Source organism: Bradyrhizobium sp. 139 (assembly GCF_023074175.1).
Taxonomy (GTDB): domain Bacteria; phylum Pseudomonadota; class Alphaproteobacteria; order Rhizobiales; family Xanthobacteraceae; genus Bradyrhizobium.
Genome location: NZ_JADPKS010000130.1, coordinates 17463 through 40048 on the forward strand (window position 1 = coordinate 17463; position 22586 = coordinate 40048).

Consider the following 22586-nt stretch of genomic DNA (forward strand, 5'->3'; position numbering starts at 1 on the left):
TAACATGCAAAAATACAATATCCTGATCCTCGGGGCGTCCTACGGCTCGCTGCTGGCGTCCAAGATCATGTTCGGCGGCCACACCGTGAAGCTGGTATGCCTCCCGGAAGAGGCGAACCTTATCAATGCGGAAGGTTTTCGCGTTCGCATGCCGGTCCGCGGGCAGAGTGCGCCGGTCGAGATCGATTCACGCAATCTGCCGGGAAAGGTGACCGCGTCTTCGGCGGCCGATGCCAATCCCCGAGACTACGATCTTATCGGCTTGGCGATGCAGGAGCCGCAATATGGCTCGGCGGGCGTAAGAGAGTTGCTGCAGGCGATCGCCGCCTCCGGCGTCCCATGCATGTCGATCATGAACATGCCGCCCCTGGCGTATATGCGAAGGATACCCGCGCTCGACGCCACAGCGTTGCAACCTGCCTACACGGCGCCTGAGGTCTGGGAGCGTTTTGATACCAGCGTGATTACGCTTTGTAGCCCGGACCCACAGGCGATACGTCCCCCCGGCGAAAAGCCAAATGTGCTGCAAGTCACGTTGCCGACAAACTTCAAAGTAGCTCGCTTCGGCCAGGAACGCGGCAACGAGATCGTCCGCACGCTCGAAAAGCAGATCGATGCGGCGCGCTGGAAGTCTTCCGCGGGCGAGCTGGAGCTTCCCGTCAAACTACGTTTCCACGATTCGGTGTTCGTGCCCTTGGCAATGTGGGCGATGCTCATGGCCGGCAACTATCGATGCATTACCGAAGACGGAATGCGCACGGCGCAAGAAGCCGTCCATTCCGACCTGGCCGCCTCACAATCAATCTACGATTTTGTGGTGGACGTGTGCGTCCAGATCGGCGCATCACCTGACGATCTGGTTCCATTTGAAAAATACGCTGCTGCCGCCAAAGACCTGTCACGGCCGGCCTCTGCCGCTCGCGCGCTCAACAACGGGGCACTCAACATCGAGAGGGCCGACAAGCTGGTGCAGCTCGTCGCGCTGCAGCGCGGCATGAAGCATCCCTTGCTCGACCAGATCGTCTCTCTTGTGGATCGTAGGCTTGACGTCAATCGAAAAGCAAAGAGCGCGTGACCTGGACGAATGCTCCCATGCTGCCGCAGCGATACGCGCACTTCCTATTTGCATTGATCCAGTCCGGGCTGACCACGGCCATTGCCGCCGCGATAACGATCTGGCGAATGGGCGCCGACGGTGTGCTGATAGATTGGGTCGGCTCGTGGCTCACCTCTTGGCTGGCGATGGTGCCCGTCGTCATTTTGGCCGCGCCGGCAATAAAGTGGCTCAGTCAGACTCTCACGAACGGTGTACCCGACCGACGTGCGCCGTAGCGCCGGCGACCTGCGGGAAGTGGTCGGCAGATCTTGCCGATCAAGTGCGGACGAAAGACTACAATTTGCCTAGCTCTCGCGAGCACAGGCCTGACAGTCCAAGGCGTTGCAACTTTGCGCACATGGCATAATCCTTGCTGGTGACAGGCCGCATTGCTGCGGAGGCCTCCTTGACCAGCGTATCCTTTGATGTGCCCACCAACTATCGCGCCGCTTCCGACCCGAGTGCGCTTCGTCGGGGACAGAATCCGAACGACCCCAATATGATCACGACGGGTGCTTACGGGGACGCCTTCAACCTTGCCCTTCAGACCGTAACCAACGGCGATGGGACGACGACTGAAAAGCTGACCTACCAGAGCTACAAGGGCGTCAATCGCGGTTCGTTTTCGGCGGTCTCCGAAACAGGTTCCGGAAATGACCTGGCGAGCGCCTATCAATCGCTCATCGATTCAATGATCAAGAATGGCGAATTGGATGGCGAAGCTGCAGCTCATTTGAAAGACGCCTATGGGAAACTGGACGAGAAATCCCAGCATGGAGGCGTAGACGCGACTGTTGCCTCCGGCACGATGATCGTCCAAGCCGGCGGGCCTCTGTATTTTAGTGGTATCTCCGCTTACCAGAACACGTTCGTCAAATCCGTCATAAATGAGGTCTTCGACGCGGCGTACGACAGCGTCGCCTGACGGTGGCGATGGTGACGCCTTGCGCGTCATCGCAGAGCGCGGCACCACACGTTCACCAACCTCCATAGACCAGCGGCCATACGCCGCCGTTTTCTGATTAATTATATATTACCTTAGTTCTGCGACGGCGTGACGAGCACCCGTGGAGGGGCCGCGCCTTAAGGCTGGCTTAAGGCTCCCGGTTCTTGTCGGGGGATGCACACGACACCTATCCCCGATTTTGATGACGCGCTTCCCGTTCCATGCGGGAAGACCATCGAGCCAATCGAGCCAGACGCTTCACCTTTGGCGCGACAGAGATCCTGCACGGTTCAGGATCTTCTGCTGGCCGGTTGCGCGGCCCTCGGCGTTTGGACCGTATGGGCGAACGGACCAATCGGTCTTGTCGTGGGCAACCCGCTTGAGCAAGCCCAACTCATCCGCCAGCTGTTTGCCTACATTTTTGATACGGACCTCTCATCCGTAAAAGCGAATATCCTTCACTGCGTCATCGGCGCAATCATCTATCCACTCGGCTATTGGTTATTGCTCTCGTCCGGATGGTATCGCCCCCCATTTGATGGATGGCTCTGGGGACTGACCACGTTTGTCTTTCCAATGGGAGCCTTTGCTTTGATTTCCGAGCGGCCATTCCTGCTCATAGATAACAGCGCGCGGCTCAGCCTGATGATCCTGATCGGGCATGTCCTCTATGGGCTCGCCTTGTCGCGTATTTATCACGCGCTGCGGGCCTCACGCGCGATCACAGGGGTCCGGGACCGGTGATGTCTCCTCATGACGCGCCCACCGACGGCGCTCCGCATCATTCAAAACTGCTACCTCATCCAATCGAAGGTATAAACATTATGCCGACTACCAGAGGCTTGGAAACGTCACGCGTCGCTTGGGTCGACTATGCAAAGGGTCTGTGCATCATTATGGTGGTCATGATGCATTCCACTCTCGGCGTCGAACTCGCCGTGGAACGGCAGGGTTTCATGCACTACGTCGTCGAGTTCGCCCGACCGTTTAGAATGCCGGACTTCTTCCTGATCTCAGGACTGTTTGTATCGCAGGTTATCGACCGGCCGTGGCGCCTTTACCTCGATCGGAAGGTTGTTCACTTCGCCTATTTCTACGTTTTATGGACCGCGATCCAATTCGTGTTCAAGACGCCCGGGATCGCGAGCGATCATGGCTGGCACTATGTCGGCTTGATGTACCTGCAATCGTTTATCGAGCCGTTTGGGACCCTATGGTTCATCTACCTGCTTCCCATCTTCTTCCTCGTGACCCGCATCACGCGCCAGCTGCCGTCGACGCTGATCTGGATCATCGCAGCGGCGCTCGAGATGGCGCACGTTTCGACCGGCTGGACCGTGATCGATGAATTCGCTTCGCGTTTCTTCTTTTTCTACGCGGGCTTCCGATGTGCGCCCACTATCTTCGCGGTAGCCGCGAACGCAGAAGCCCATCCTCGATTTGCTACCGGCGGCCTGATCGTCTGGGCTGCCGTCAACGGCGCGGTCGTGGCATCTGACACCGCAGGGATGCCGGGCATTTCCCTCGCCCTCGGCCTTGCGGGCGCCCTCGCCATTGTGGTGTCAGGCGTGTTGCTAGCGCGCATCGGCCAGCTTGGTGCGCTGCGCTTTGCTGGTCAGCAATCGATCATTGTCTACTTGGCGTTCTTCCTTCCCATGGCATTCACGCGTACCGTGCTGATCAAGAGTGGGTTAATTGCTTCTGTGGGATTGATGTCGATCATCGTGACGACGATTGGAGTTCTCGTTCCTTTTGCGATGTGGCAAGTGGCCATCCGAACGGGGCTACATTTCCTGTTCGAACGACCAAAACGCTTCTGGCTTCCGTCAACGCCCCGCATGGCTGATAAGCACGCCGCAGCCTGACCACTCGCGCAACACGAATAAGTGGCTGCTCTTAAGGCTGGCTTAAGGTCGCCAGGTTCTTGAAACCCCATGCTTATCACGGGGTGGGAAATGCGGCTTCTTCGCTTACTAACACTGATTGACGTTGTGGCGCCAGACGATGGTCATGGACCGAACGTCGCACTAGCAAACAGGCTTGGGCGCCGCACGGTTCTGGGATTGGGGGCGATAACGCTTTCCGGCTGCGTAACCGAGGGAGGCCCGATGGCTCCATTGATTCAGGGCAGCGAGACGGTCTCCGAACCAGCACGTCCGGCGATATATCGTGGAGCGTTCGACGGCGGATTCCAAATTCCGGAGATTAATTTCGATCAAGTTGATCCGCGCTTTTGGAGACGGGACGTGGATTACAAATCGGACGAGAAGATCGGAACACTGATCGTCGATACTCCCGCCAAGTATCTTTATCACGTGATCGCGCCTAATCGCGCGACGCGGTACGGAATAGGCGTCGGCAGGGAGGGCTTCGAATGGTCCGGCCGGGCGAAGGTTGCGTATTCACGACGTTGGCCGCGATGGGTGCCACCTGACTCCATGATTGCAAGACAGCCCGAGCTCCGGAAGTACGGCGCGGCGGCTGGAGGTATGGCGCCCGGGCTTGCCAACCCGCTGGGAGCGCGCGCGTTGTACATCTTCGAGAACGGACGTGACACACTGTACCGGCTTCACGGCACGAACGAACCTGACTCGATTGGTAAGGCGGTTTCATCCGGCTGCATCAGATTGTTGAATCAGGACGTCATTCACCTCTTTGATCACGTAAAGCCTGGCAGCGAGATCGTCGTCATTCCTGATGCGCAGATGATGAGCAGCCCCGGTGGTCAGAGCGTGTCTGCAACGGCGCAGTCCAACGTGCCACGCCGTCTGGCCCGCGGCTCAACCGGCGGATCCCCTCGCGGCCAGTCTCGGATGGAATAGGGATGCAGATGTCGCGAATGCCGCACGCCGCGTACTCCCGGCGCTGCGTTTTGAGGGGCGGTGGTGCGCTGATCGCGTCTACGCTCATCGGAGCGCGCGCAACAGCACGTATCCGCGCCACCGTGACAAGGATCGGTCCGGTCCGGTCAATCGACGAGTTCATCCGAGCGCGTCAACAGGCATGGCTCAGTCATCGCGTGGCCGTCGTCGACGTCGGCGCCGACTGGTGTGAGTTCTGCGAAACGCTCGATAGGACGATCTTTCCGGATCCTATCGTCAGTCGGCTGATGAATTCATTGGCGCTCATCAAAGTCGATGTGACGGCGATGGACGACGCAAACCGAGAACTCCTGGGATATTTGTCCGTTGATGGTCCGCCGACCGTCTTTGTCATGGACATCGAGAGTGGCCGGGAGATCCCGGCGACGCGCTCGGTCGGAGCGTTTGAAGCAGCCGATTTAGCTCGGCGGTTGCAGCCCTTTTCCAACGTATCGCCCTCCTGACCGAGCATGGATTTGTCCAGTCACAGAACGGTCGCAGGCAGCGATCGCCCGCTTTTTGCAGCCTTGGGCGTTTCGAGGCGCGGACTGCTCCTATCTCTCTTGCTGCTGGTAAATTTGCTGTTTCACATCAGCCCTTCGCGTGGACAGACCGGTATATTGAGCGCGGATGAGGCCTTCAGGCTTTCGGCAGAACGTGGCACGCCGGGGACGATCATCTTGCACTGGAAGATCGCGCCTGGTCATTACCTTTACCGCACGCACATGACCGCGCGCGAGATGACGTACGACGCTGTGCTGCCCCTTAACCTTCCGCCGGGCGTCCAAAGATCTGACCGTAATTTTGGTACCAGCGAAATATACCGCGACGAAGTCACGATTATCATCGTGTCGGCGGAACGGAAGGCGCTGATGATCGGGTACCAAGGTTGCAAAGAGAATAGCATTTGTTACCCGCCAAATGCGAAACGGGTGGACCTGACATCGTTGTCGATTTCGGACGAGAGCGTGGTCGCCGCCGCTGCGGTTGCGGTACACGATACGAGTGCTTCATCTTATCGCCTTTCCGCCGATCCCAGTGTTGGTCTCGTTCAGGCAACATTAGCAAGGGGGAGGCCGCTGGGACTGGTTGCGAGTTTTTTCCGCTTTGGCATCCTGTTCGCGTTCTCCCTCTGTGTGCTGCCGATGTACCCGATACTGGCCGCAACGATGGCACGTTCGAACCCAGATCTGTCGTTGACGAAAGGCATCCGACTGTCGTTCGCATATGTGATCAGTATGGCCCTATCGGTTGGGCTCTTGGGGATCGTAGCGGCCTTATCCGGACGGAACCTCCAGGTTGCGCTTCAATCTCCGGTCGTGGTTGGCGCTGCAGCTCTCTTGTTTGCGAGCCAAGCTCTGCTGATGTTCGGGCCGTTCAACCTTGACCTGCCCCGTGGCTGGGTCGACCGGATCGATCGGATTCAAAAGAAGTACGCCAGCGCGACGGGGTCGGCGGCGCTCCTTGGCTGCGCGTATACCTTGATCGTTGGCCCATGCCTTACGGCGCCGCTTGCGGGCTCCCTGCTCTACATCACGCAGACCGGGAACACCGCATTGGGGACGACCTCGCTATTGGCATTGGGTTTTGGCCAGGGCATCCCGCTTATTGCGTTCGGCGCGCTCTGCGCCGGCGTCCTAGCCCGAGCGAGCCGATGGAGAGGTCACATTAAGTCTGCCTTCGGATTTGTCTTTACTGCGCTCGCGGTCTGGATGCTTGGACGTATCCTTACCGATGCGGTTGCCGCGCCAGCAGGAGCGGTGGCGCTGGCATTGTGCGGTGTCTTGATCGGCGGATTTCATGAGCTTGAAACGGCCTCCCGACGTCTCATTCTCAGAGTGACGGGAATTGCGTTGATTCTCGGTGGAGTCTTGGTCGGAGCTGTTGCCATCGGTGAGCCATTCGACATTATCCGCCAGCTATCGAACAAGATTGGCGGAGGCGAGGCTTACGACAAGGTTGCCGCATTCTCCATTATCTCCTCGCGGCCGGAACTCGATGATGAGCTGCATGAAGCGTTTGTCGAAGGAAAGCCTGCCTTGGTCTACGTGACGGCTGACTGGTGTCTTATTTGCAAGAATGTCGATCGCAAATTTCTTAGCGCCTCGAGCGCCAGGCGTCTGGCCAACGACTTGCATCTCGTCAAGCTCGACCTGACACATCCCGATCAGCGGAGCGAGATGCTGATGCGTGATCTCAAAGTCGTTGGACCTCCAACCCTGATCTTCTTCAATCCTTCGTCCAATGAGGTCCCTGGGTCCCGCTTGATCGGTCAATTTTCAATGGAGTCCTTTCTGGCATCGACGCGGATGGCGATCCGTTGACGGGACCGGAGAAGCTCGATCCACGAGGCCGAGGCTGAGAAATAATTCAGATGACCTTGCACCGCATCGGGACGCGGCGAAAATCGGATCGATCTGCAGAGAAACAAAGTCGTTTCAGCTTATGCTGTCCCGAACCCTCGTCAGCCGGATTCAGCCTGATATCCACCAAGTGTTTGCAGCATGTGCGCGAACGGGGGCCCGGTCATCAGAATTGCCGAGCGCGTGTGCATCGATGACGTCGGTAGCGAAACGATTGCAGTCATTTCAGCTCGGCCAGCGCATTGCCCAGATTTTCTTTGGAAAGCTCGCCGACGTTGACCGATTGAACGGTGCCATCCGTATTGATGAAAAGTGTCGTTGGCAGTCCACGAATTTGATAGTTTTGCGCCATCGATCCGTATTTGTCGAGCAGGACAGTGTCGAGGACAATCCCACGCCCCTTAAGAAAGGATTGGATGGCCGTTATTTCTTCACCCTGGTCGGCAAAAAGGAATTCGGCCGTATGATCGGCATGCGCGAATTCCGCCATCATGGGCAGCTCGTTGCGACCGGGTGGGCACCAGCTGGCCCACAAATTGATGACCAGCTTGCGCCCCTTAAGAGACTGCGGCACGACGACGCGACCATCGGCTGTCTCGAAAGCGTCGCCCGGCAGAGGAGCAGATGGAACGCCCGCCAAGAAATAGATGGCCATCGCGGCGGCAATCGCGGCGCTGCCGAGTGGAATAGCGGACCACGCGATCGCCCGCGGATGCCGTAGGACGACCAAATTCACGATGATGGCGGCGGCAACGCCGGTTGGCCAGTAAAACCCGCCCTGCCATAACGAAAGGATGCGGCTTGGCTCGGCGGCGAAGGAAGGCCAATGTGCGACCACATGTCCCAGCCGCGCGCCGATCACAAATGCGCAGATGACCCGGGCCGGCATGGGATGGAGACGCGCGTCGACCTTTTCGGCCATGTACCACGCGATGGATAGGACAAGAATCGCAGCGAGGATCGCCGCGAAGTACTCGACGGGAAAGACAAACGGACCAAATGCAACAGCGCCCATGAGACACCTCAACCGGCCTCAAGCTCGCGGTCCAACTGGGACTGCAGCTTCGCCGAGGGCGCACAGGTTTAGTAGCCACCTTAAGCCAACCTTAAACCGGCATGGACGGGAAGCGGGGCTAGCTTGGCGGAACGGACAATGCGCCAAGAAACGAGAGGACGTGGACCCAGTTTTCCGCCGCTCCCTTTGGATTGCGCGTTTCGATGAGAGTGGACGAGCCGTGCACGCCATATTTCGGCTCGTACTGAATTTTCGTGCGCGCCGGCGACGCCGAAAGGATCGTCCGAGCGGCACCGACTTCGTCGGCACTTGACGACGATGTCACGTAGATCGGGACCTGGACTCGTGCAGCTGCCTTGGCGACCTCATCCGGATCCCCTAGATATTCACCGGGTGAGAAGGCGAGCAGGGCATTGACGTGCCCCGCATGGTCCGCGGCGACCTCGAAAATCAACGCTGCCGAGTAGCTACTGCCCCACAGGATAACAGGAAGATGCCGCTGCGTGGCCCATCCAGGGCCGCGACCAGATCGGCCTTCGCTGCTGCATAGGAGGCCGACTTCGAAAGGCGCCCAGCAGTCTCGTTTGGTCCGAACAAGGTGCCGCCGGATCGCTGATCGATCGCAAGAGACGAATAACCTGAGGCGGCAAGCCTTAGTGCGATTGTGGCGTACTCCGCTTTGCTGGAGCCGGCCTGATGAAACAGCAAGACGACAGCTTTCGGGCTCTGCGCCTCGTAATTCAAGGCGGAGATCGATACATGGTCGGCCGCCTGTAACGTTAAGGGCTGAGGACATGCGGCGGCGCCCAACGCCGAGCCAAATATCAGCGTCATGGCCAATGTCATCGTCGTCAGTGGCTTGAACGACACGCTTACTCTCCCAGAGCTTGAGGTGTTCGATGGCTCCATTAATGACGAGTTCGGCGCTGCCCCTCTGTTGTTACAGCGGGAGACCCTCAATTTGTATTGTGTTGGCTGCATGGGCAGACCTGCTAGCAACGACGCGAGCCTCCTTCGATTCCGGCCCGGACGAGGCAACGGTGAGAGACATGCCCAGACCATTGCTGACCCAGCCACTTTCAAACCACTGCTGGGTGACCTGCGTGACCAGACATGTGCTGTCTTGCCGCCAAGCGAGTGGATGAGTGTTTTCGACGGAGGCTTTCGGATCCAGCTGTGGAACCGGCGGCGCCTTGCCCCCATTCCGAGGCGTCATTCAGGAGCGTCAACATGACCTATAAGACTTCCCGGATTCTTTCATCAGAAATCACGCCGGCCAAAGTCTGGCTGCAACGGAGAGACGTTCTGACAATGGGCGCCGCGCTTGCCATCGGTGCAAGCCTCACGCAAAGCGGACACGCGGCATCGCTTGCAGTCTCGCGCAGCGACTACAACGTTCCCGACAAGCCGACCCCGAAAAAGGACGTCATCGGTTACAACAACTTTTACGAATTCGGTCTTGGCAAGGAAGACCCAGCGGCGAAGTCGGGAGACTTCAAGGCCCTGCCCTGGAGCGTCAAGGTCGACGGCATGGTCGCAAGGCCCACGACTTTCGCTCTTGAAGACATGTTGAAGCTGTTTCCGCCTCAGGAACGCGTCTATCGAATGCGCTGCGTCGAAGCATGGTCGATGGTGATACCCTGGGATGGTTTTCCGCTTTCGGCGTTGTTGGATCCGGTCGAGCCGCTCGGCAGCGCCAAATACGTTGCCTTCGAGAGCATCGTCAGACCCAGTGAGATGCCTGGGCAACGAGGCGCTTTTCAATCCTTGCCGTGGCCATACGTGGAGGGTCTACGGCTCGATGAAGCGCGCCACCCTCTGGCATTGCTTGCCGTCGGCGTCTACGGTGAAACGCTTCCTAACCAGAATGGAGCGCCGATCCGTCTCGTCGTGCCGTGGAAGTATGGGTTCAAGGGCATCAAGTCGATCGTTCGCATCACCTTAACGGACAAGCCGCCCAAAAATACGTGGAACCTGGCCGCTCCAAGCGAGTACGGGTTCTTTGCCAACGTCAACCCGAGCGTTCATCATCCGCGCTGGAGCCAGGCGTCCGAGCGGCGTATCGGCAGCAGTGGCCTCTTCGGCTCGAGCCGTGTGCCCACCTTGATGTTCAATGGTTACGCCGATCAGGTTGCGGGCCTTTATGGCGGGATGGACTTGCAGGCGAGTTTTTGATGGAGAGAGCAGTGCAGGGTGGCCGCAACTGGAATAGTGCCAGCATCTGGTTACTTTATTTTGTTGCGCTGCTTCCTGCGGGTTGGGAATTCTATCTAGGCGTAACCGACAATCTTGGCGCCGATCCGGTGAAAACGTTCGAACGGTTTCTTGGTCTTTGGGCCATCCGCTTCCTAATTTTGACGCTGGTAATTTCGCCAATACGGAATGTCCTTGGGATCAATCTCATCCGCTACCGTCGCGCGCTAGGATTGACGTGTTTCTATTATGTCCTGATGCATTTTTCCGTGTACGCGCTACTCGACCAGGAGCTGGCGGTGCACGCCATCGTCGCGGACATTGCGAAACGCCCCTTTATCATGCTCGGTGCGACTGGCCTCGTCTTGCTTGTTCCACTCGCTGTGACGTCGAACGCGAATTCGATACGACGGCTGGGAAAGCATTGGCTTCAACTGCATCGACTCATTTATGCTATTGCCATTTGTGGGGCGATCCACCTTTTTCTCGCGACGAAGATCCTATCGATCGAACAATGGCTTTACTTAGCGTTGCTAACGCTGTCGATCCTACACAGGTGCATTCGTCCGTTTACCAAACGCCAGCGCCTCGTGAATACTGCTGCCGTAAAGGGATGGAGCTAGTGCAATCCATTGCTTTCGATGGATCGCGAGCCGCGGTCGAACCGTTCCTGGTTCGCGCCGTTGCGCGTGTTTAAAGCGTCTGTCGACTTAAGTCTGCGTTAAGTTTCGCATGGAGGAAGAACCAGGATGAAGCTTCTCATCTGCATCTTTCTCGCCGGACACACCTCGCCACTAAACGAACGACCTTTCGCTGGTCCGAGCTCGCTCGGTTTCAGCCACGAGCACGGCATTTCGGATCCTCCTTGGCGAAAGCAACTTTGACTTCAGGCGCCTAGTGCAACGATGCACCGCATCTTTCAGAATTTTATCGACCATTTGGCGACAGCAAACGATCTTGCTGATTTATCAGAGGTACTCTTGGAGACGGCGACAGCCCTTGAGCTCGCCTGTTTTGCTTATCTTTCACTTCCCAGCCAATTCGGAGGCGCGCCACGCCTTATCTCAACTTATCCTGAGAGGTGGACCTCTCACTATCTGCAGAGCCGCTATGAGCGCATTGACCCGGTCATCAGACAAGCGCTTCAGTCCTCCGAGCCCTTCAAATGGGGGGTCGGCTCACAATCGGCTATGCAGACACGCGTTCAAGAGCAGCTCCTCGACGAAGCATCTCAGTTCGGGCTTCGGATTGGCTTTACGGTTCCCATTCACGACGGTCATGGCCCCGTGGCGGCGCTGACCTTCGCCGCCGCAACGCGAAATCGGGTCTTTGATGGGCGCGTAAGCACCCGCAAAATGGCGCTGAGCCTCAACGAACACAGCCCAACCTGATCCCAGCCGCCGCAAGGCGTTGTTCAAACGACCGGCAACGCCGACAAGTTCGGCCGGTACCGCGCTATCCAGGTCAGGCCCCCGGAATTTGGCCGTCCGTTGGAACGAACCGTCCTTGTTCAGGATGATGCCCTCGTCGACCAGGGCTGCCCAAGGCAGGAAGTCGGCGAGACGCGCGTTGGAATGACGATATTCGGCAAGATTTATCATGACCGTGAGCTCAGGTGTTGAGATGGCCGGGAATGCGCAGATGTCGGCGCACCACGTCGACGAAGGCAGGGTCGCGTTTGGCGGCCCAGACGGCGGCCATGTGACCGATGAACCAGAGCACGAGACCCGCGATCCACAGCCGCAGTCCAAGTCCAAGGGCTGCTGCAAGCGTGCCGTTAACGATCGCGACTGACCGCGGGGCACCGCCCATCAATATCGGTTCGGTGAGCGCTCGATGAACGGGGACGACAAAGCCTGTGACCTGCTCATGCATCAGATCACCACGCCGCCGCCGAAGGAGAAGAACGACAGGAAGAAGCTCGAAGCCGCGAACGCGATAGACAGACCAAACACGATCTGGATTAGCCTGCGGAAACCGCCAGACGAATCTCCGAAGGCTAGCGTCAACCCTGTCACGACGATGATGATGACGGCGATGATCTTGGCGACCGGCCCCTCGACCGACTGCAGGATCTGATTGAGCGGCTGCTCCCACGGCATGTTCGAGCCGGCCGCCCAGGCCGGCGCCATCGCAAAGAGAATTGAACCGGAAGCAACGAATGATGCGGCTTGCCGAAGAAAACGAGAGTTCATATGCATGTCAATCTCCTGCTGAGAAAAGGCTGTAGTCGCCGGCGGCCCCGAGCCCTGAGACGGCGGCGAGCTCCGCGAGGCGGCGATCGGTACCGCGGCCCGCAAGAACGGCGACTACGTTGATGGTCTCGGCGATCAAGGCACGTGGAACCGTGATGACGGCTTCCTGGATGAGTTGCTCGAGCCGCCGCAGCGCGCCGAGCGCGGTGCCCGCATGAATAGTGCCGATGCCGCCGGGATGGCCGGTGCCCCAGGCCTTGAGCAGATCGAGTGCTTCAGCACCGCGGACCTCTCCAACCGGGATGCGATCCGGACGCAGTCGCAGCGAGGAGCGGACAAGATCCGACAGCGTGGCTACGCCGTCTTTGGTCCGTAGCGCGACAAGATTGGGCGCGTTGCACTGAAGTTCGCGTGTATCTTCGATCAGCACGACCCGGTCGGAGGTCTTTGCCACTTCAGCCAAGAGCGCATTTGTCAACGTCGTCTTGCCGGTCGATGTCCCACCGGCGACGAGGATGTTCTTACGAGAGGCGACTGCGTTCTTCAGGATCTTGGCCTGCGCCGAGGTCATGATCTCCTTGGCGACGTAGTCGTCGAGCGTAAACACAGCGACCGCGGGCTTGCGGATAGCGAACGCTGGTGCAGCAACGACCGGAGGCAAGAGACCCTCGAAGCGCTCTCCGGTCCCAGGCAACTCGGCCGAGACGCGTGGCGAGCCGGCATGCACCTCGGCGCCCACGTGGTGCGCCACCAGGCGAACGATGCGTTCGCCGTCCGCCGCCGACAGCGTTTCGCCAGTGTCAATCAGGCCACTGGACAATCGGTCGATCCATAGCCGCCCATCCGGATTGAGCATCACCTCGACGATCGTTTCATCTTCGAGGTAGCCGGCAATCGCCGCGCCAAGTGCGCTACGCAGCATTCGCGCACCGCGCGAACTCGCTTCCGATTGAATGGAATGGATTGTCACCGCGGTCCCCACCGAATAGAACGTCCAAAGGGCGTCCTCAGATGGGATGATTAGAAAAGGCACCAAACGATCAAAGGCAACGAGTGCTTTCGGCGATCGTAGATTGGCGTAGAAAAGGAAACTGCTGTTGATGCCTACTCGTATGCATCGGCCCGTTGCGGGCGCAGTTCACCACTCTGCATCGTCATCGGCTTGTTCGCAGAAGATGCCTGCTTCGACGGGGTCGAAAGCACCGATCGGCATGATGGAAGGAATAGAAACCATCGGCACAGTGAAAGATTCGAGCCCTGGTAGCGCGAACCAGGCCATAGCCGCGATCTGAAGTGCAACATTGAGACCGAACGCGACTTGATAGGCCGCAATGGATCTATGACCATCATCTATGGACCATTGTTGCAAAACCACACCCGTCCCGTATTGGGCCAAAAATGCCCAACCAAAATGCAGGACGTTCAAGGCGCCATTGGCGCGACCGGTGAGTTCTGGCGGAAAGTAATCCACTATTGCCGCGAAGCTGACCACGGTCGCTGTTCCCACAATTGCGACGACGGACCACGGTAAAATGGATGGCACGGGCACCCGCAGGATCAAGACAAGCTGGGCTGCGATGAACAGGACCGCGACAAAAGCCAATATCGGCCCCCACTCCCCTTCGTCTAATGCAACGGACCGTGGTACCGAACAGCCAGGCGCCGCCGCAAAGTACGATCGACATTGTGAACAGCTGTCCGACAAGACCGGCACGATCAAATCCCTCTACTTCCGTGAACCACGGCGCCGCCCACAAAACCTGCAGAGACCAGGCCGATCCCACGCAAGTCGCTGACAACTGGGCAATTCGCCAAAAGCGCCTGTCGCTAAAAACGGAGCTAAGGGTAACGGGGGGTTGATCCTATTGACGGGATGACGACTCGTTCAGGAACAATGACGTAGATGAGCACGGCCGTGGCACCGGTTGCGGCCGCCAGGACTTCAAAGAGCTGTCGCCACACCATCCAGGCGAGGAGATGCTCGGCGGGTACCGTGGCGGTCACCGCTCCAAGCGACCCGAGCATGATCATGTAGCCGTTGAGCAAGGCTACTCGTCCCTGGGAAACCACAGAACGATGGACTTCAGTCCAGCCATCAGCGCCGCCGCCACCCCAAGGCCGATCATGGCTCGCGCAACCAAAAGGGATACGAACCCTCCGGACATCGCGAATAGTCCTGCGCCCGCGGCAGCGACTAAGAGCAATGCACTCTGGACCCGGCGCAGACCAAAGCGGTCCAACAAAATGCCGACGGGGATCTGGGCCGCCGCGAACACCAGGAAATAGACTGACGTGAGCAACCCGAGGTCGGCAGTACCGAGCCCGGTATCTGAGATGAGATGGCCGGAGATCAGAGCGTTGATCGTTCGGAACAGATATGAAAGATAGTATCCAGCAGCAAACGGGAGAAAAACGCGCGCGATGAGGCGCCATGCCATTGAGATTTTCATGCTGGCCCTTCTTGCTCGTTCAACTCATTCGAGCCGATAGCGCGTCCAGCGTTATGCCGGCTTGGCTAAATTGCTGCGGTCGCAGGCTGGCGTAGAAAAAGAAGGACCGGCGAGATAGCTCGTCGACGTGGTTCAACCAGGTTTCGCTGCCGGCTCCTGACGAACGATATCTTCTGGAATCTCGCGCAGGAAGCTCTGTCCCTTCTGCAACCGACGCCCGAGCGCTTCGACAAATCCTTCAAAGCGCTCCCGACCCTTGAGTTGGGCCGCCGCCTGTGCGTCGTTGGGCAATGGCGGCGTGATTGTCAGCCAAAAGCGGATGAAGAGAGCCAGGGTTTCAGCCGTCAAACCAACATCACGCTCCAGCCTCTGCATCTGGCGCGACAGCCGGTCCAGTCGGCGGGTAAATGCCGCCTCTTGTCTGTCTGCTCCATCTGGTGACAGAAACGAAGCGACTGCTGCTTCCACGATCGCGGACCGAGACAGCTTCTTGCGATCGGCAAGATCCGTGATCTGCTTCAGAAGTTCCGGCGGGAAATAGACGTTCATCCGGTCGCGCATAACGCCTCAGAGCTCCATGCCGTCGTTTGGATCAAGCGCGACTTGGCGGACAACGCCGCGCATCTGTTGGCGTATGAGCCGAGACTGGCGGACCGCGTCCTCGTCGTCGTCAAGAACAACGGCAAATTCTTCTGCCGGCGTAGGCTCGGTCGTCTCCTTGGCGATTGCAACGTGATCGGGGAGTTCGGGTTCTCGACGAAGACCGCTATTGGCCGTGTCCTCTGCGGCGCTTTCGGCACTGTCGGTTGAACGTGCCGCTGCTTTCAGCGTTCCGAGCGCCGACCACCCGTCCGTTCGCGATGAGCGTCCGGCGGCCGCGGGATCTGGCGGCGACAAGACCCGCTCGGTAAACCGCCGATCCTCGTAATAGCGCACCTTCTTCGCCCTGATCGGCGGCGTGCCCGCCACCATGACGATCTCGTCTCGCGGAGGAAGCTGCATGACCTCGCCAGGGGTCAAGAGTGGCCTCGCCGTCTCCTGCCGCGAGACCATGAGGTGCCCCAGCCAGGGGTTCAATCTATGCCCGGCATAATTCTTCATGGCCCGCATCTCGGTCGCCGTACCCAGCGCGTCGGACACGCGCTTGGCCGTCCGCTCATCGTTGGTCGCGAAGCTGACCCGGACGTGGCAGTTGTCGAGGACGGCATTGTTAGGCCCGTAGGCCTTCTCGATCTGGTTGAGCGATTGCGCGATCAGAAAACTCTTGATGCCGTATCCCGCCATGAAGGCGAGCGCGGACTCGAAGAAATCAAGCCGCCCAAGTGCCGGGAACTCGTCGAGCATCATCAGGACGCGATGGCGGCGGTCGCGGGCGTGCAAGTCCTCGGTCAGACGTCGGCCGATCTGATTCAGCACCAGGCGGATCAATGGTTTGGTTCGTGAGATATCCGAGGGAGGCACCACCAGGTACAGCGTCGTGGGGCGGCTATCTGCGATCAGATCGGCGATCCGCCAGTCGCACCGGCAGGTGACCTGGGCCACGACGGGATCGCGATAGAGCCCGAGGAACGACATCGCGGTGGATAGGACACCGGAACGCTCATTCTCCGATTTGTTAAGAAGTTCGCGGGCGGTCGAGGCGACCACGGGATGAGCACCCTGCTCGCCAAGATGCGCGGTGGTCATCATCGCCTTCAACGTCGCTTCGATCGGCCGCTTCGGGTCGGACAGGAAGGCGGCGACGCCAGCCAAGGTCTTGTCGGCCTCGGCATAGAGGACGTGGAGTATGGCGCCGACCAGGAGCGAATGACTGGTCTTCTCCCAATGGTTCCGCTTATCGAGCGAGCCTTCGGGGTCGACCAGAACGTCGGCCACGTTCTGAACGTCGCGAACCTCCCATTCCCCGCGGCGAACCTCGAGCAGCGGATTGTAGGCTGAGGACTTTGGATTGGTGGGGTCGAACAACAGGACGCGGCCGTGCCGCGAACGGAAGCCGGCGGTGAGTTGCCAGTTCTCGCCCTTGATGTCGTGAACGATGGCTGAACCGGGCCAGGCCAGCAGCGAAGGAACAACGAGGCCGACACCTTTGCCAGATCGGGTAGGCGCAAAACACAACACGTGTTCCGGGCCATCGTGACGAAGGTAGTCGCGGTCGAGCTTGCCCAGCACCACACCATCCGGACCGAGAAGTCCGGCTGCTCGAACCTCTTCCTCATCAGCCCAGCGCGCCGAGCCATAGGTCTCGACATTCTTGGCCTCGCGCGCCCGCCACACCGACATGCCGATCGCCGCCGCGATCGCGAAATGAATGTCCCGGACGCCGCGATAAAGGCGCCCTCAACAAAGACCTGAGGGGCATAGGCATCAAAGACGAACCACCACCAGAAGAAGACCGGCGGATAATAGACCTTGAAGCCCAACAGCTCGAACCAGGGTCGCCCGAGCTCCGGCTGCCAGGCGAGCCGCCAGGCTGTCCATTCGGTTGCTCCCCAGATCGCAAGCAAGACGATCAGGCCGACAACGGTTACCTGTCCCCAGAGGATTTTGGTTCCGGACATCCCGAACCCCTTTCCGCAACTAATTGGAGAGAATGCTAAAGGCCGAGGTCGCGCTTGCGGCCAAAGCCCCACTCGATGCCACCGCCGTCCTTCACGACGCCGGTGACGTGCTGGCCGAGCTTCTGTTCGAGCTCGCGCGACCAAGGCACGAGCTGAAACCCAAGCCCGTTATCGATCATGGCGAAGCGTCCCGAGGTAAGCGTCAGCCGCTGGCGATACGTGCCCGCCACGTGCTCTCCAGAGGCGGCGTTCACATGAGGCAAGCCAGTGTCGGCCGAGACTTTTGCGGCGATCTCGCCGAGTTCACGTCGGCGCAAGGTGTCCAGAAGGTCGCGCTGCAAGATGATGCGTTGGCCCTGCCGCCGAGCCAGACCTTCCTGAACCAGATGCTCGGTACGGGCTTCCATGGCGTCACGGGTCTCGCGGCCGAATCCGCCCATGGCGAGCGGTATGGGATCGCGTTCAACCAGCCTGTGGTCGAGCCAAGTCGCGCCTTTCGCGGTGATCTGGCCACCGAGATCGAGATCGGAACGGGTTGCGAGCACCACGGTCGGTCGCGGCTCGTCGGCTTGACCGAAGCGCCGTACTTCGACAATACCGCCGATCGGCGGCACATGTTCGAAGGCCTCGACCCCGCGGAAGCGCACGTAGTGCGCACGTCCGTCTGTTCCGTCGATCAGGGCGTAGGCCTCGCCAGTCAGCTCATCATGTAATCCTCGATCGACCAACCGTCCGACAATCTGGGACGTTGGTTGTCCACCTTCGATGGCGAAGTCGGCAACCCCGCGCGTTTCCCCGCGCTCGGTAAAGACGCGATGCATGGTCTTGATGATGTCGCCGCGCATGCCGAGGTCGCGCAAGCTGCGCTCAGCCTCGAGCCCAACCATCCATTCCCCCGGCGCGGCGGATGCAGCAAGGCCCATCTTCTCTAGGTGCTAAAGACGACCGACCATCAGGCGGCGGATCTCGGGATCTGACTTGGCGGGATGCTCCGGGCGAAGATCGATATAGCCGGTCTCATCTGCCGCCAGCCGGATCTCCCGATCGAGCCGCGTCCGTCGCTCTGCCGTGACTTCCCTCTCCAGCGAACTGCGGACCTCGTGCTCCGGCCTTGGCCCCAGTTCGATGGCGACCAGTTCCTCGGCGCGCGAGCGCAGGCCCCGACTGATGTAGTCGCGGGAGATCACCAGATCGGCTCCTTCCGCATCGACTCCGCGAACAAGAAGATGGACGTGAGGGTTGTCGGTGTTCCAGTGATCGACGGCCACCCAGTCGAGCCGCGTGCCGAGATCGACCTCCATCTGCCTGGCGAGATCACGGGTGAAGGCCTTGAGGTCCGTCATGTCGCCGGCGTCCTCTGGCGAGACGATGAACCTGAAATGATGCCGGTCGTCCTTGCACCGCTCTGCGAAAGCCGCTCCATCAGCGCGATCGCTGCCGGCATCGAACATCTCGGCGCGCTCACCATCCCGGGTCACGCCGTCACGCTTCAGATACGAGAGGAGAGCCGTTAGTGGTGCTGAGCGGAAGGCCCGTCCCTTGTGTCGGACAACACGCGCCTTCACAACGACGCGCCGCGTCGGGCTGAACAATCTGGCGCGACCAAAGGACAGCCGGCCGCGGCCAAACGTCGAGCGCCCGTAGGCCGTCGAACGCCTGCCGGCCGCGGTCTGACCCGAAGTGTGCCCCGCTTTCTTCGCCGCCCGCAGCACCTGGTTGATGAAGCTCTTGGGCTTCGGCGCGCGGGTACTGCGGATACGCCCAGGCCGAATACGCAGGTCGCTGTCACCCACGCTCACAGCAGGGCCTCCCAGCGATCAAAAGCGCACACGGTGCTGAAAACGCCTTTGATTGCATTCATCAAAATGCAAAGCGCGGCACGCGCCCCGACCGACCGGCACGGTAGAACCCAAGCCATGCCAATGGCTTGCGGTTCGACCGGCGAGCCCCTTTTATCTCGCCGTCCTGCCGTCGTGTTGTAAGCGTCCGAATCCTGCACGACTTTCCGAGAGTGCGTTGTCGTTCCATATCGGGTTCCTTGCTGCATTGGAGGATCTCCGGTGGGTACGGAATATTTCAAGAACGAGGCGCTCCGTTCTTTTTGGTCGGTGCACGTTGAAGCGTGGCGACGGAGCGGTCTCAGCAAACGCAAATATTGTCGTCAGCATCGTCTCTCCGGCGGCACATTCGATCGCTGGCTGCGGCATCTGATTGACGCCGAAGCCCTGAAAATACGTGCGGAATTGCGTCGAGAGGAACGTCGGGAGCAGCTCCGCAAGAAGCGGAGTCCGGTGTCGACGGACCAGCGCTGCAGAGCCGTGCAAGCGTTCTGGGCGATGCACGTCGAAGCGATGAGATGGTGCGGACTGAGCATGCAAGCATATTCCCGGGCACATGGCATATCGCAGCACAGCCTGAGGCGGTGGCGCGATTTGATCGACGCCAATGAAGTGGAAATCGACTGGCGAACGCACCTTCATCCGAGTGCCCGTCCGCTAATAAGCACTAGTGCTAGCAGCGCTGCTAAGGAGTCAGCCGCCGAAACGCGCTTGACAGATGCGCCGACAGCTGATCCGCCCAGCGATGGATTTGCCAACCGACGTCGCTTCAGTGACGAGGAAAAGCTGGAGATCGTGCGCGAGTCCGAACACCCCGGCGCCACCGCCGCCGAGGTTTGCCGGCGCCACGGCATCGTCAGCAGCATGCTGTTCCGTTGGCGGGTACAGTTCGGGTTCGGCAAGCGAGCGCGAGCGAAGTTGGTGGCTGTGAAAGTTACCGGAGCGCACCCGGGAACGCTCGTCCTGAACGATCTGTTGCAGCCGCCCGACGGCATGAGGGTTGTCCAATTGGACGACGGTCGACGTGTCTTTGCACCGATCGGCAGCGATCCGGATGCAGTCCGTCGACACGTCAACGAGCAGGAGATAGCACGATGATGATCGTGCCGGCCGGGGTGAAGGTGCATCTGGCCTTGGGATATACCGACATGCGCAAGGGCCTGGATGGGCTCGCTACGCTCGTTCAGGAACACCTCAAGAAGGATCCGTTCTCCGGCCACCTGTTTGCCTTCCGCGGTAGGAATGCGAGCAGACTGAAGATCCTGTTCTGGGACGGCAACGGACTCTGTCTGTTCACCAAGCGGATCGATCAAGGTGGCTTCATCTGGCCTAGAATGAGTGATCCGGGTGGCACCGTGACGCTCTCTCCGGCGCAGCTTGCGATGCTGATCGAGGGCATCGATTGGCGCACACCTGAGCGTCGATGGCGCCCCGCCATCGCGGGTTGAATCGCAGAAACCCGCATAGAATATAGCGAAGTTGCTTCTTCGAATCGGCATGTTCGAGTAGAATCGGACATGCAGCTCGATCTCAACAATCTGCCGTCGGATACGACGCTTCTGCATCGTTTGGTGCGCGACATCGCCGCGACCGTCGAGCATCGGGACAGTGAGATCGAGCGCCTTCAGGCAATCATTAAGAAGCTCCAGCGAGCGCAGTTCGGGCGTCGCTCCGAACGCCTTGATCCCGACCAGCTCGCGCTCACTCTGGAAGATATCGACAGCGATATCGGCCGCATTGAGGAAAGCCGGCCGGCCATTGTAACGGAGCCGCCCGAGGCACCGTCGCGGCGCAAGGCGCTGCCCGACCACCTGCCGCGCAAGGACATTCTGCTTGACGTCGATGGTGAGGCTTGCAGCTGCTGCGGTGGCGCGCTGCATGCGATCGGCGAGAGCGTCAGCGAGATGCTGGACTGGGTGCCGGCGCAGCTTCGCGTGATACGCATCACGCGCTGCCGAGCCTGCGGTAAGGTTGCCCAGGTACCTGCGCCGGAGCGGCCGATCGCCGGTGGATTGGCGACTCCAACCCTGCTCGCCCACGTGCTGGTCAGCAAATATTGCGATCACACGCCGCTCTATCGGCAGTCGCAAATCTTCGCCCGGCACGGCGTCGATCTCGGCCGCTCGACGCTGGCCGGATAGGTCGGCGGCGCATGCTGGTGGCTGGAAGTTCTGCACGAGCGATTGTGCAAGAACGTGTTTGCCTCCAACCATCTGTTCGCCGACGACACGCCGATCCCGGTACTCGATCCGGGAAGAGGACGCACCAAGACCGGACGCCTGTGGGTCTACGCCCGCGAGCAGCGGCCCTGGAGCGGACCTGAACCGCCAGCGGCAGTCTATTTGTTCGCACCCGACCGAAAGGCCGAACGTCCGGTATCTCACCTGGCGGGCTTCAAAGGTGTCCTGCATGTCGATGGCTATGCGGGCTTCGAGCAACTGACCAGCAACGGCGACGTCATGCTCGCGGCATGTTGGGCCCATACAAGACGCAAGTTCTACGAGGTTGCCGAGGCCACCGGTTCGCCCATAGCGACGGAAGCGTTGCGCCGGATCGGCGAACTCTATGCCATTGAAGCCCGCGTCCGTGGGAAGTCGTCTGCACATCGGCTCGCTGAGCGGCGCTCCTTCTCCAAGCTGGTCGCGCAGGCCCTGCATACTTGGCTCGAGGCGCAGCTTACTCGCGTGCCCGGCAGCAGCACGCTTGCCGAAGCGATCCGGTATGCGCTGTCGCGGTGGGATGGATTGACCCGCTTCCTGCATGACGGTCGCATCGAACTCGACACGAACCCCGTCGAGCGGGCAATCCGACCTGTGGCGCTCGGCCGCAAGAACCACCTCTTCGCCGGTAGCGACGGCGGCGGAGACCGATGGGCAATTCTCTGTTCGCTGATCGAGACGTGCAAGCTCAACGACGTCGAGCCTTACGCGTACCTGCGCGACGTGCTGCAGCGCATGGTCGGCGGACACCCCATCAACCGCCTCGACGAACTTCTGCCGTGGAACTGGGGCTCCGCGGGACCCGCCGCCAACGCCTGAGCAAAGCCAGACGCTCGCCAAACGACGAAGATG

20 protein-coding genes and 5 pseudogenes are annotated in these 22586 nt (G+C 59.8%); 14 read left to right on the plus strand and 11 right to left on the minus strand.

Annotation, left to right across the window (positions count from 1 at the left end; all coding sequences use genetic code 11):
* The first annotated feature begins 4 nt into the window (after positions 1–4).
* From IVA80_RS29660 to dsbD, 8 genes are all read left to right on the plus strand, one after another.
* Positions 5–1075, plus strand: coding sequence for a hypothetical protein (locus IVA80_RS29660; protein ID WP_247438184.1), 1071 nt, complete (start codon positions 5–7; stop codon positions 1073–1075).
* Between the two features lie 107 nt (positions 1076–1182).
* Complete coding sequence (locus tag IVA80_RS38720) at positions 1183–1332, plus strand: DUF2798 domain-containing protein (RefSeq protein WP_346348034.1); 150 nt, start codon at positions 1183–1185, stop codon at positions 1330–1332.
* Between the two features lie 170 nt (positions 1333–1502).
* On the plus strand, positions 1503–2021 hold the full coding sequence (locus tag IVA80_RS29670) for a hypothetical protein (RefSeq protein ID WP_247438187.1): 519 nt from the start codon (positions 1503–1505) through the stop codon (positions 2019–2021).
* A gap of 195 nt (positions 2022–2216) precedes the next feature.
* Entirely contained in the window at positions 2217–2786 is a 570-nt protein-coding gene (locus IVA80_RS29675; RefSeq protein WP_247438188.1) for a hypothetical protein, read from the plus strand.
* 80 nt (positions 2787–2866) lie between these two features.
* The gene (locus IVA80_RS29680) at positions 2867–3907 is read left to right on the plus strand and encodes an acyltransferase family protein (RefSeq protein ID WP_247438248.1); all 1041 of its coding nucleotides are present in this window, start codon (positions 2867–2869) and stop codon (positions 3905–3907) included.
* Between the two features lie 243 nt (positions 3908–4150).
* Complete coding sequence (locus IVA80_RS29685; RefSeq protein WP_247438189.1) at positions 4151–4864, plus strand: L,D-transpeptidase; 714 nt, start codon at positions 4151–4153, stop codon at positions 4862–4864.
* Between the two features lie 2 nt (positions 4865–4866).
* Positions 4867–5367 carry a thioredoxin family protein gene (locus tag IVA80_RS29690; RefSeq protein WP_247438190.1) on the plus strand — a complete coding sequence of 167 codons (501 nt, stop codon included), beginning with the start codon at positions 4867–4869 and terminating at the stop codon, positions 5365–5367.
* 6 nt (positions 5368–5373) lie between these two features.
* Complete coding sequence (gene dsbD / locus IVA80_RS29695) at positions 5374–7227, plus strand: protein-disulfide reductase DsbD (protein ID WP_247438191.1); 1854 nt, start codon at positions 5374–5376, stop codon at positions 7225–7227.
* A 259-nt stretch (positions 7228–7486) separates the two neighbouring features.
* On the opposite strand, the gene IVA80_RS29700 is transcribed toward dsbD, so the two are convergent.
* The 3 genes from IVA80_RS29700 to IVA80_RS29710 form a co-directional block, all read right to left on the minus strand.
* On the minus strand, positions 7487–8281 hold the full coding sequence (locus tag IVA80_RS29700) for a TlpA disulfide reductase family protein (RefSeq protein WP_247438192.1): 795 nt from the start codon (positions 8279–8281) through the stop codon (positions 7487–7489).
* A 118-nt stretch (positions 8282–8399) separates the two neighbouring features.
* On the minus strand, positions 8400–8735 hold the full coding sequence (locus IVA80_RS29705) for a hypothetical protein (protein ID WP_247438193.1): 336 nt from the start codon (positions 8733–8735) through the stop codon (positions 8400–8402).
* Positions 8732–9151 (minus strand): lysophospholipase, encoded by a 420-nt coding sequence (locus IVA80_RS29710; protein WP_247438195.1) that lies wholly within the window; start codon positions 9149–9151, stop codon positions 8732–8734. Before IVA80_RS29710 ends, IVA80_RS29705 begins: the two co-directional genes overlap by 4 nt.
* 360 nt (positions 9152–9511) lie before the next feature.
* Here IVA80_RS29710 and msrP point away from each other — a divergent pair, with 360 nt between their 5' ends.
* From msrP to IVA80_RS29725, 3 genes are all read left to right on the plus strand, one after another.
* Entirely contained in the window at positions 9512–10456 is a 945-nt protein-coding gene (gene msrP, locus IVA80_RS29715) for a protein-methionine-sulfoxide reductase catalytic subunit MsrP (protein WP_247438197.1), read from the plus strand.
* Positions 10456–11097 (plus strand): protein-methionine-sulfoxide reductase heme-binding subunit MsrQ, encoded by a 642-nt coding sequence (gene msrQ / locus IVA80_RS29720; protein ID WP_247438198.1) that lies wholly within the window; start codon positions 10456–10458, stop codon positions 11095–11097. The genes msrP and msrQ overlap by 1 nt, the downstream gene beginning before the upstream one ends.
* Positions 11098–11379: 282 nt before the next feature.
* On the plus strand, positions 11380–11865 hold the full coding sequence (locus IVA80_RS29725) for an autoinducer binding domain-containing protein (RefSeq protein ID WP_247438199.1): 486 nt from the start codon (positions 11380–11382) through the stop codon (positions 11863–11865).
* Here the strand turns inward: IVA80_RS29725 and IVA80_RS29730 are convergent.
* The 8 genes and pseudogenes from IVA80_RS29730 to IVA80_RS29765 form a co-directional block, all read right to left on the minus strand.
* Positions 11815–12075 (minus strand): annotated as a pseudogene (locus IVA80_RS29730) (conjugal transfer protein TrbE); the annotation flags it as partial. The gene IVA80_RS29725 and the pseudogene IVA80_RS29730 sit on opposite strands and share 51 nt — an antisense overlap.
* A gap of 10 nt (positions 12076–12085) precedes the next feature.
* On the minus strand, positions 12086–12349 hold the full coding sequence (locus tag IVA80_RS29735; protein ID WP_247438200.1) for a VirB3 family type IV secretion system protein: 264 nt from the start codon (positions 12347–12349) through the stop codon (positions 12086–12088).
* Positions 12349–12675, minus strand: a complete 327-nt coding sequence (locus IVA80_RS29740) for a TrbC/VirB2 family protein (RefSeq protein ID WP_247438201.1) — start codon at positions 12673–12675, stop codon at positions 12349–12351. The genes IVA80_RS29735 and IVA80_RS29740 overlap by 1 nt, the downstream gene beginning before the upstream one ends.
* 1 nt (position 12676) lies before the next feature.
* On the minus strand, positions 12677–13591 hold the full coding sequence (gene trbB / locus IVA80_RS29745) for a P-type conjugative transfer ATPase TrbB (RefSeq protein ID WP_247438202.1): 915 nt from the start codon (positions 13589–13591) through the stop codon (positions 12677–12679).
* A 216-nt stretch (positions 13592–13807) separates the two neighbouring features.
* Positions 13808–15119: pseudogene (locus tag IVA80_RS29750) on the minus strand (MFS transporter).
* Positions 15120–15251: 132 nt separating this feature from the next.
* The gene (locus tag IVA80_RS29755) at positions 15252–15680 is read right to left on the minus strand and encodes a CopG family transcriptional regulator (protein ID WP_247438203.1); all 429 of its coding nucleotides are present in this window, start codon (positions 15678–15680) and stop codon (positions 15252–15254) included.
* A 6-nt stretch (positions 15681–15686) separates the two neighbouring features.
* Positions 15687–17677, minus strand: a pseudogene (locus IVA80_RS29760) (conjugal transfer protein TraG).
* A gap of 35 nt (positions 17678–17712) precedes the next feature.
* Positions 17713–19476 (minus strand): annotated as a pseudogene (locus IVA80_RS29765) (DUF3363 domain-containing protein).
* Between the two features lie 261 nt (positions 19477–19737).
* Between IVA80_RS29765 and IVA80_RS29770 the strand changes: the two are divergent.
* From IVA80_RS29770 to IVA80_RS29780, 3 genes and pseudogenes are all read left to right on the plus strand, one after another.
* Complete coding sequence (locus IVA80_RS29770) at positions 19738–20613, plus strand: transposase (protein ID WP_247438204.1); 876 nt, start codon at positions 19738–19740, stop codon at positions 20611–20613.
* Positions 20610–20963 carry an IS66 family insertion sequence element accessory protein TnpB gene (tnpB, locus tag IVA80_RS29775; protein ID WP_027545505.1) on the plus strand — a complete coding sequence of 118 codons (354 nt, stop codon included), beginning with the start codon at positions 20610–20612 and terminating at the stop codon, positions 20961–20963. The genes IVA80_RS29770 and tnpB overlap by 4 nt, the downstream gene beginning before the upstream one ends.
* A 69-nt stretch (positions 20964–21032) precedes the next feature.
* Positions 21033–22553, plus strand: a pseudogene (locus tag IVA80_RS29780) (IS66 family transposase).
* Positions 22554–22586 lie beyond the last annotated feature (33 nt).

Coding starts and splice junctions, on each gene's coding strand:
- tnpB (WP_027545505.1), top strand. CDS start 20,610: ATGATGATCGTGCCGGCCGGGGTGAAGGTGCATCTGGCCTTGGGATAT.
- IVA80_RS29755 (WP_247438203.1), bottom strand. CDS start 15,680: ATGCGCGACCGGATGAACGTCTATTTCCCGCCGGAACTTCTGAAGCAG.
- dsbD (WP_247438191.1), top strand. CDS start 5,374: ATGGATTTGTCCAGTCACAGAACGGTCGCAGGCAGCGATCGCCCGCTT.
- trbB (WP_247438202.1), bottom strand. CDS start 13,591: ATGCTGCGTAGCGCACTTGGCGCGGCGATTGCCGGCTACCTCGAAGAT.
- msrP (WP_247438197.1), top strand. CDS start 9,512: ATGACCTATAAGACTTCCCGGATTCTTTCATCAGAAATCACGCCGGCC.
- IVA80_RS29675 (WP_247438188.1), top strand. CDS start 2,217: ATGCACACGACACCTATCCCCGATTTTGATGACGCGCTTCCCGTTCCA.
- msrQ (WP_247438198.1), top strand. CDS start 10,456: ATGGAGAGAGCAGTGCAGGGTGGCCGCAACTGGAATAGTGCCAGCATC.
- IVA80_RS29700 (WP_247438192.1), bottom strand. CDS start 8,281: ATGGGCGCTGTTGCATTTGGTCCGTTTGTCTTTCCCGTCGAGTACTTC.
- IVA80_RS29690 (WP_247438190.1), top strand. CDS start 4,867: ATGCAGATGTCGCGAATGCCGCACGCCGCGTACTCCCGGCGCTGCGTT.
- IVA80_RS38720 (WP_346348034.1), top strand. CDS start 1,183: ATGGGCGCCGACGGTGTGCTGATAGATTGGGTCGGCTCGTGGCTCACC.
- IVA80_RS29660 (WP_247438184.1), top strand. CDS start 5: ATGCAAAAATACAATATCCTGATCCTCGGGGCGTCCTACGGCTCGCTG.
- IVA80_RS29735 (WP_247438200.1), bottom strand. CDS start 12,349: ATGCATGAGCAGGTCACAGGCTTTGTCGTCCCCGTTCATCGAGCGCTC.
- IVA80_RS29685 (WP_247438189.1), top strand. CDS start 4,151: ATGGCTCCATTGATTCAGGGCAGCGAGACGGTCTCCGAACCAGCACGT.
- IVA80_RS29680 (WP_247438248.1), top strand. CDS start 2,867: ATGCCGACTACCAGAGGCTTGGAAACGTCACGCGTCGCTTGGGTCGAC.
- IVA80_RS29725 (WP_247438199.1), top strand. CDS start 11,380: ATGCACCGCATCTTTCAGAATTTTATCGACCATTTGGCGACAGCAAAC.
- IVA80_RS29740 (WP_247438201.1), bottom strand. CDS start 12,675: ATGCATATGAACTCTCGTTTTCTTCGGCAAGCCGCATCATTCGTTGCT.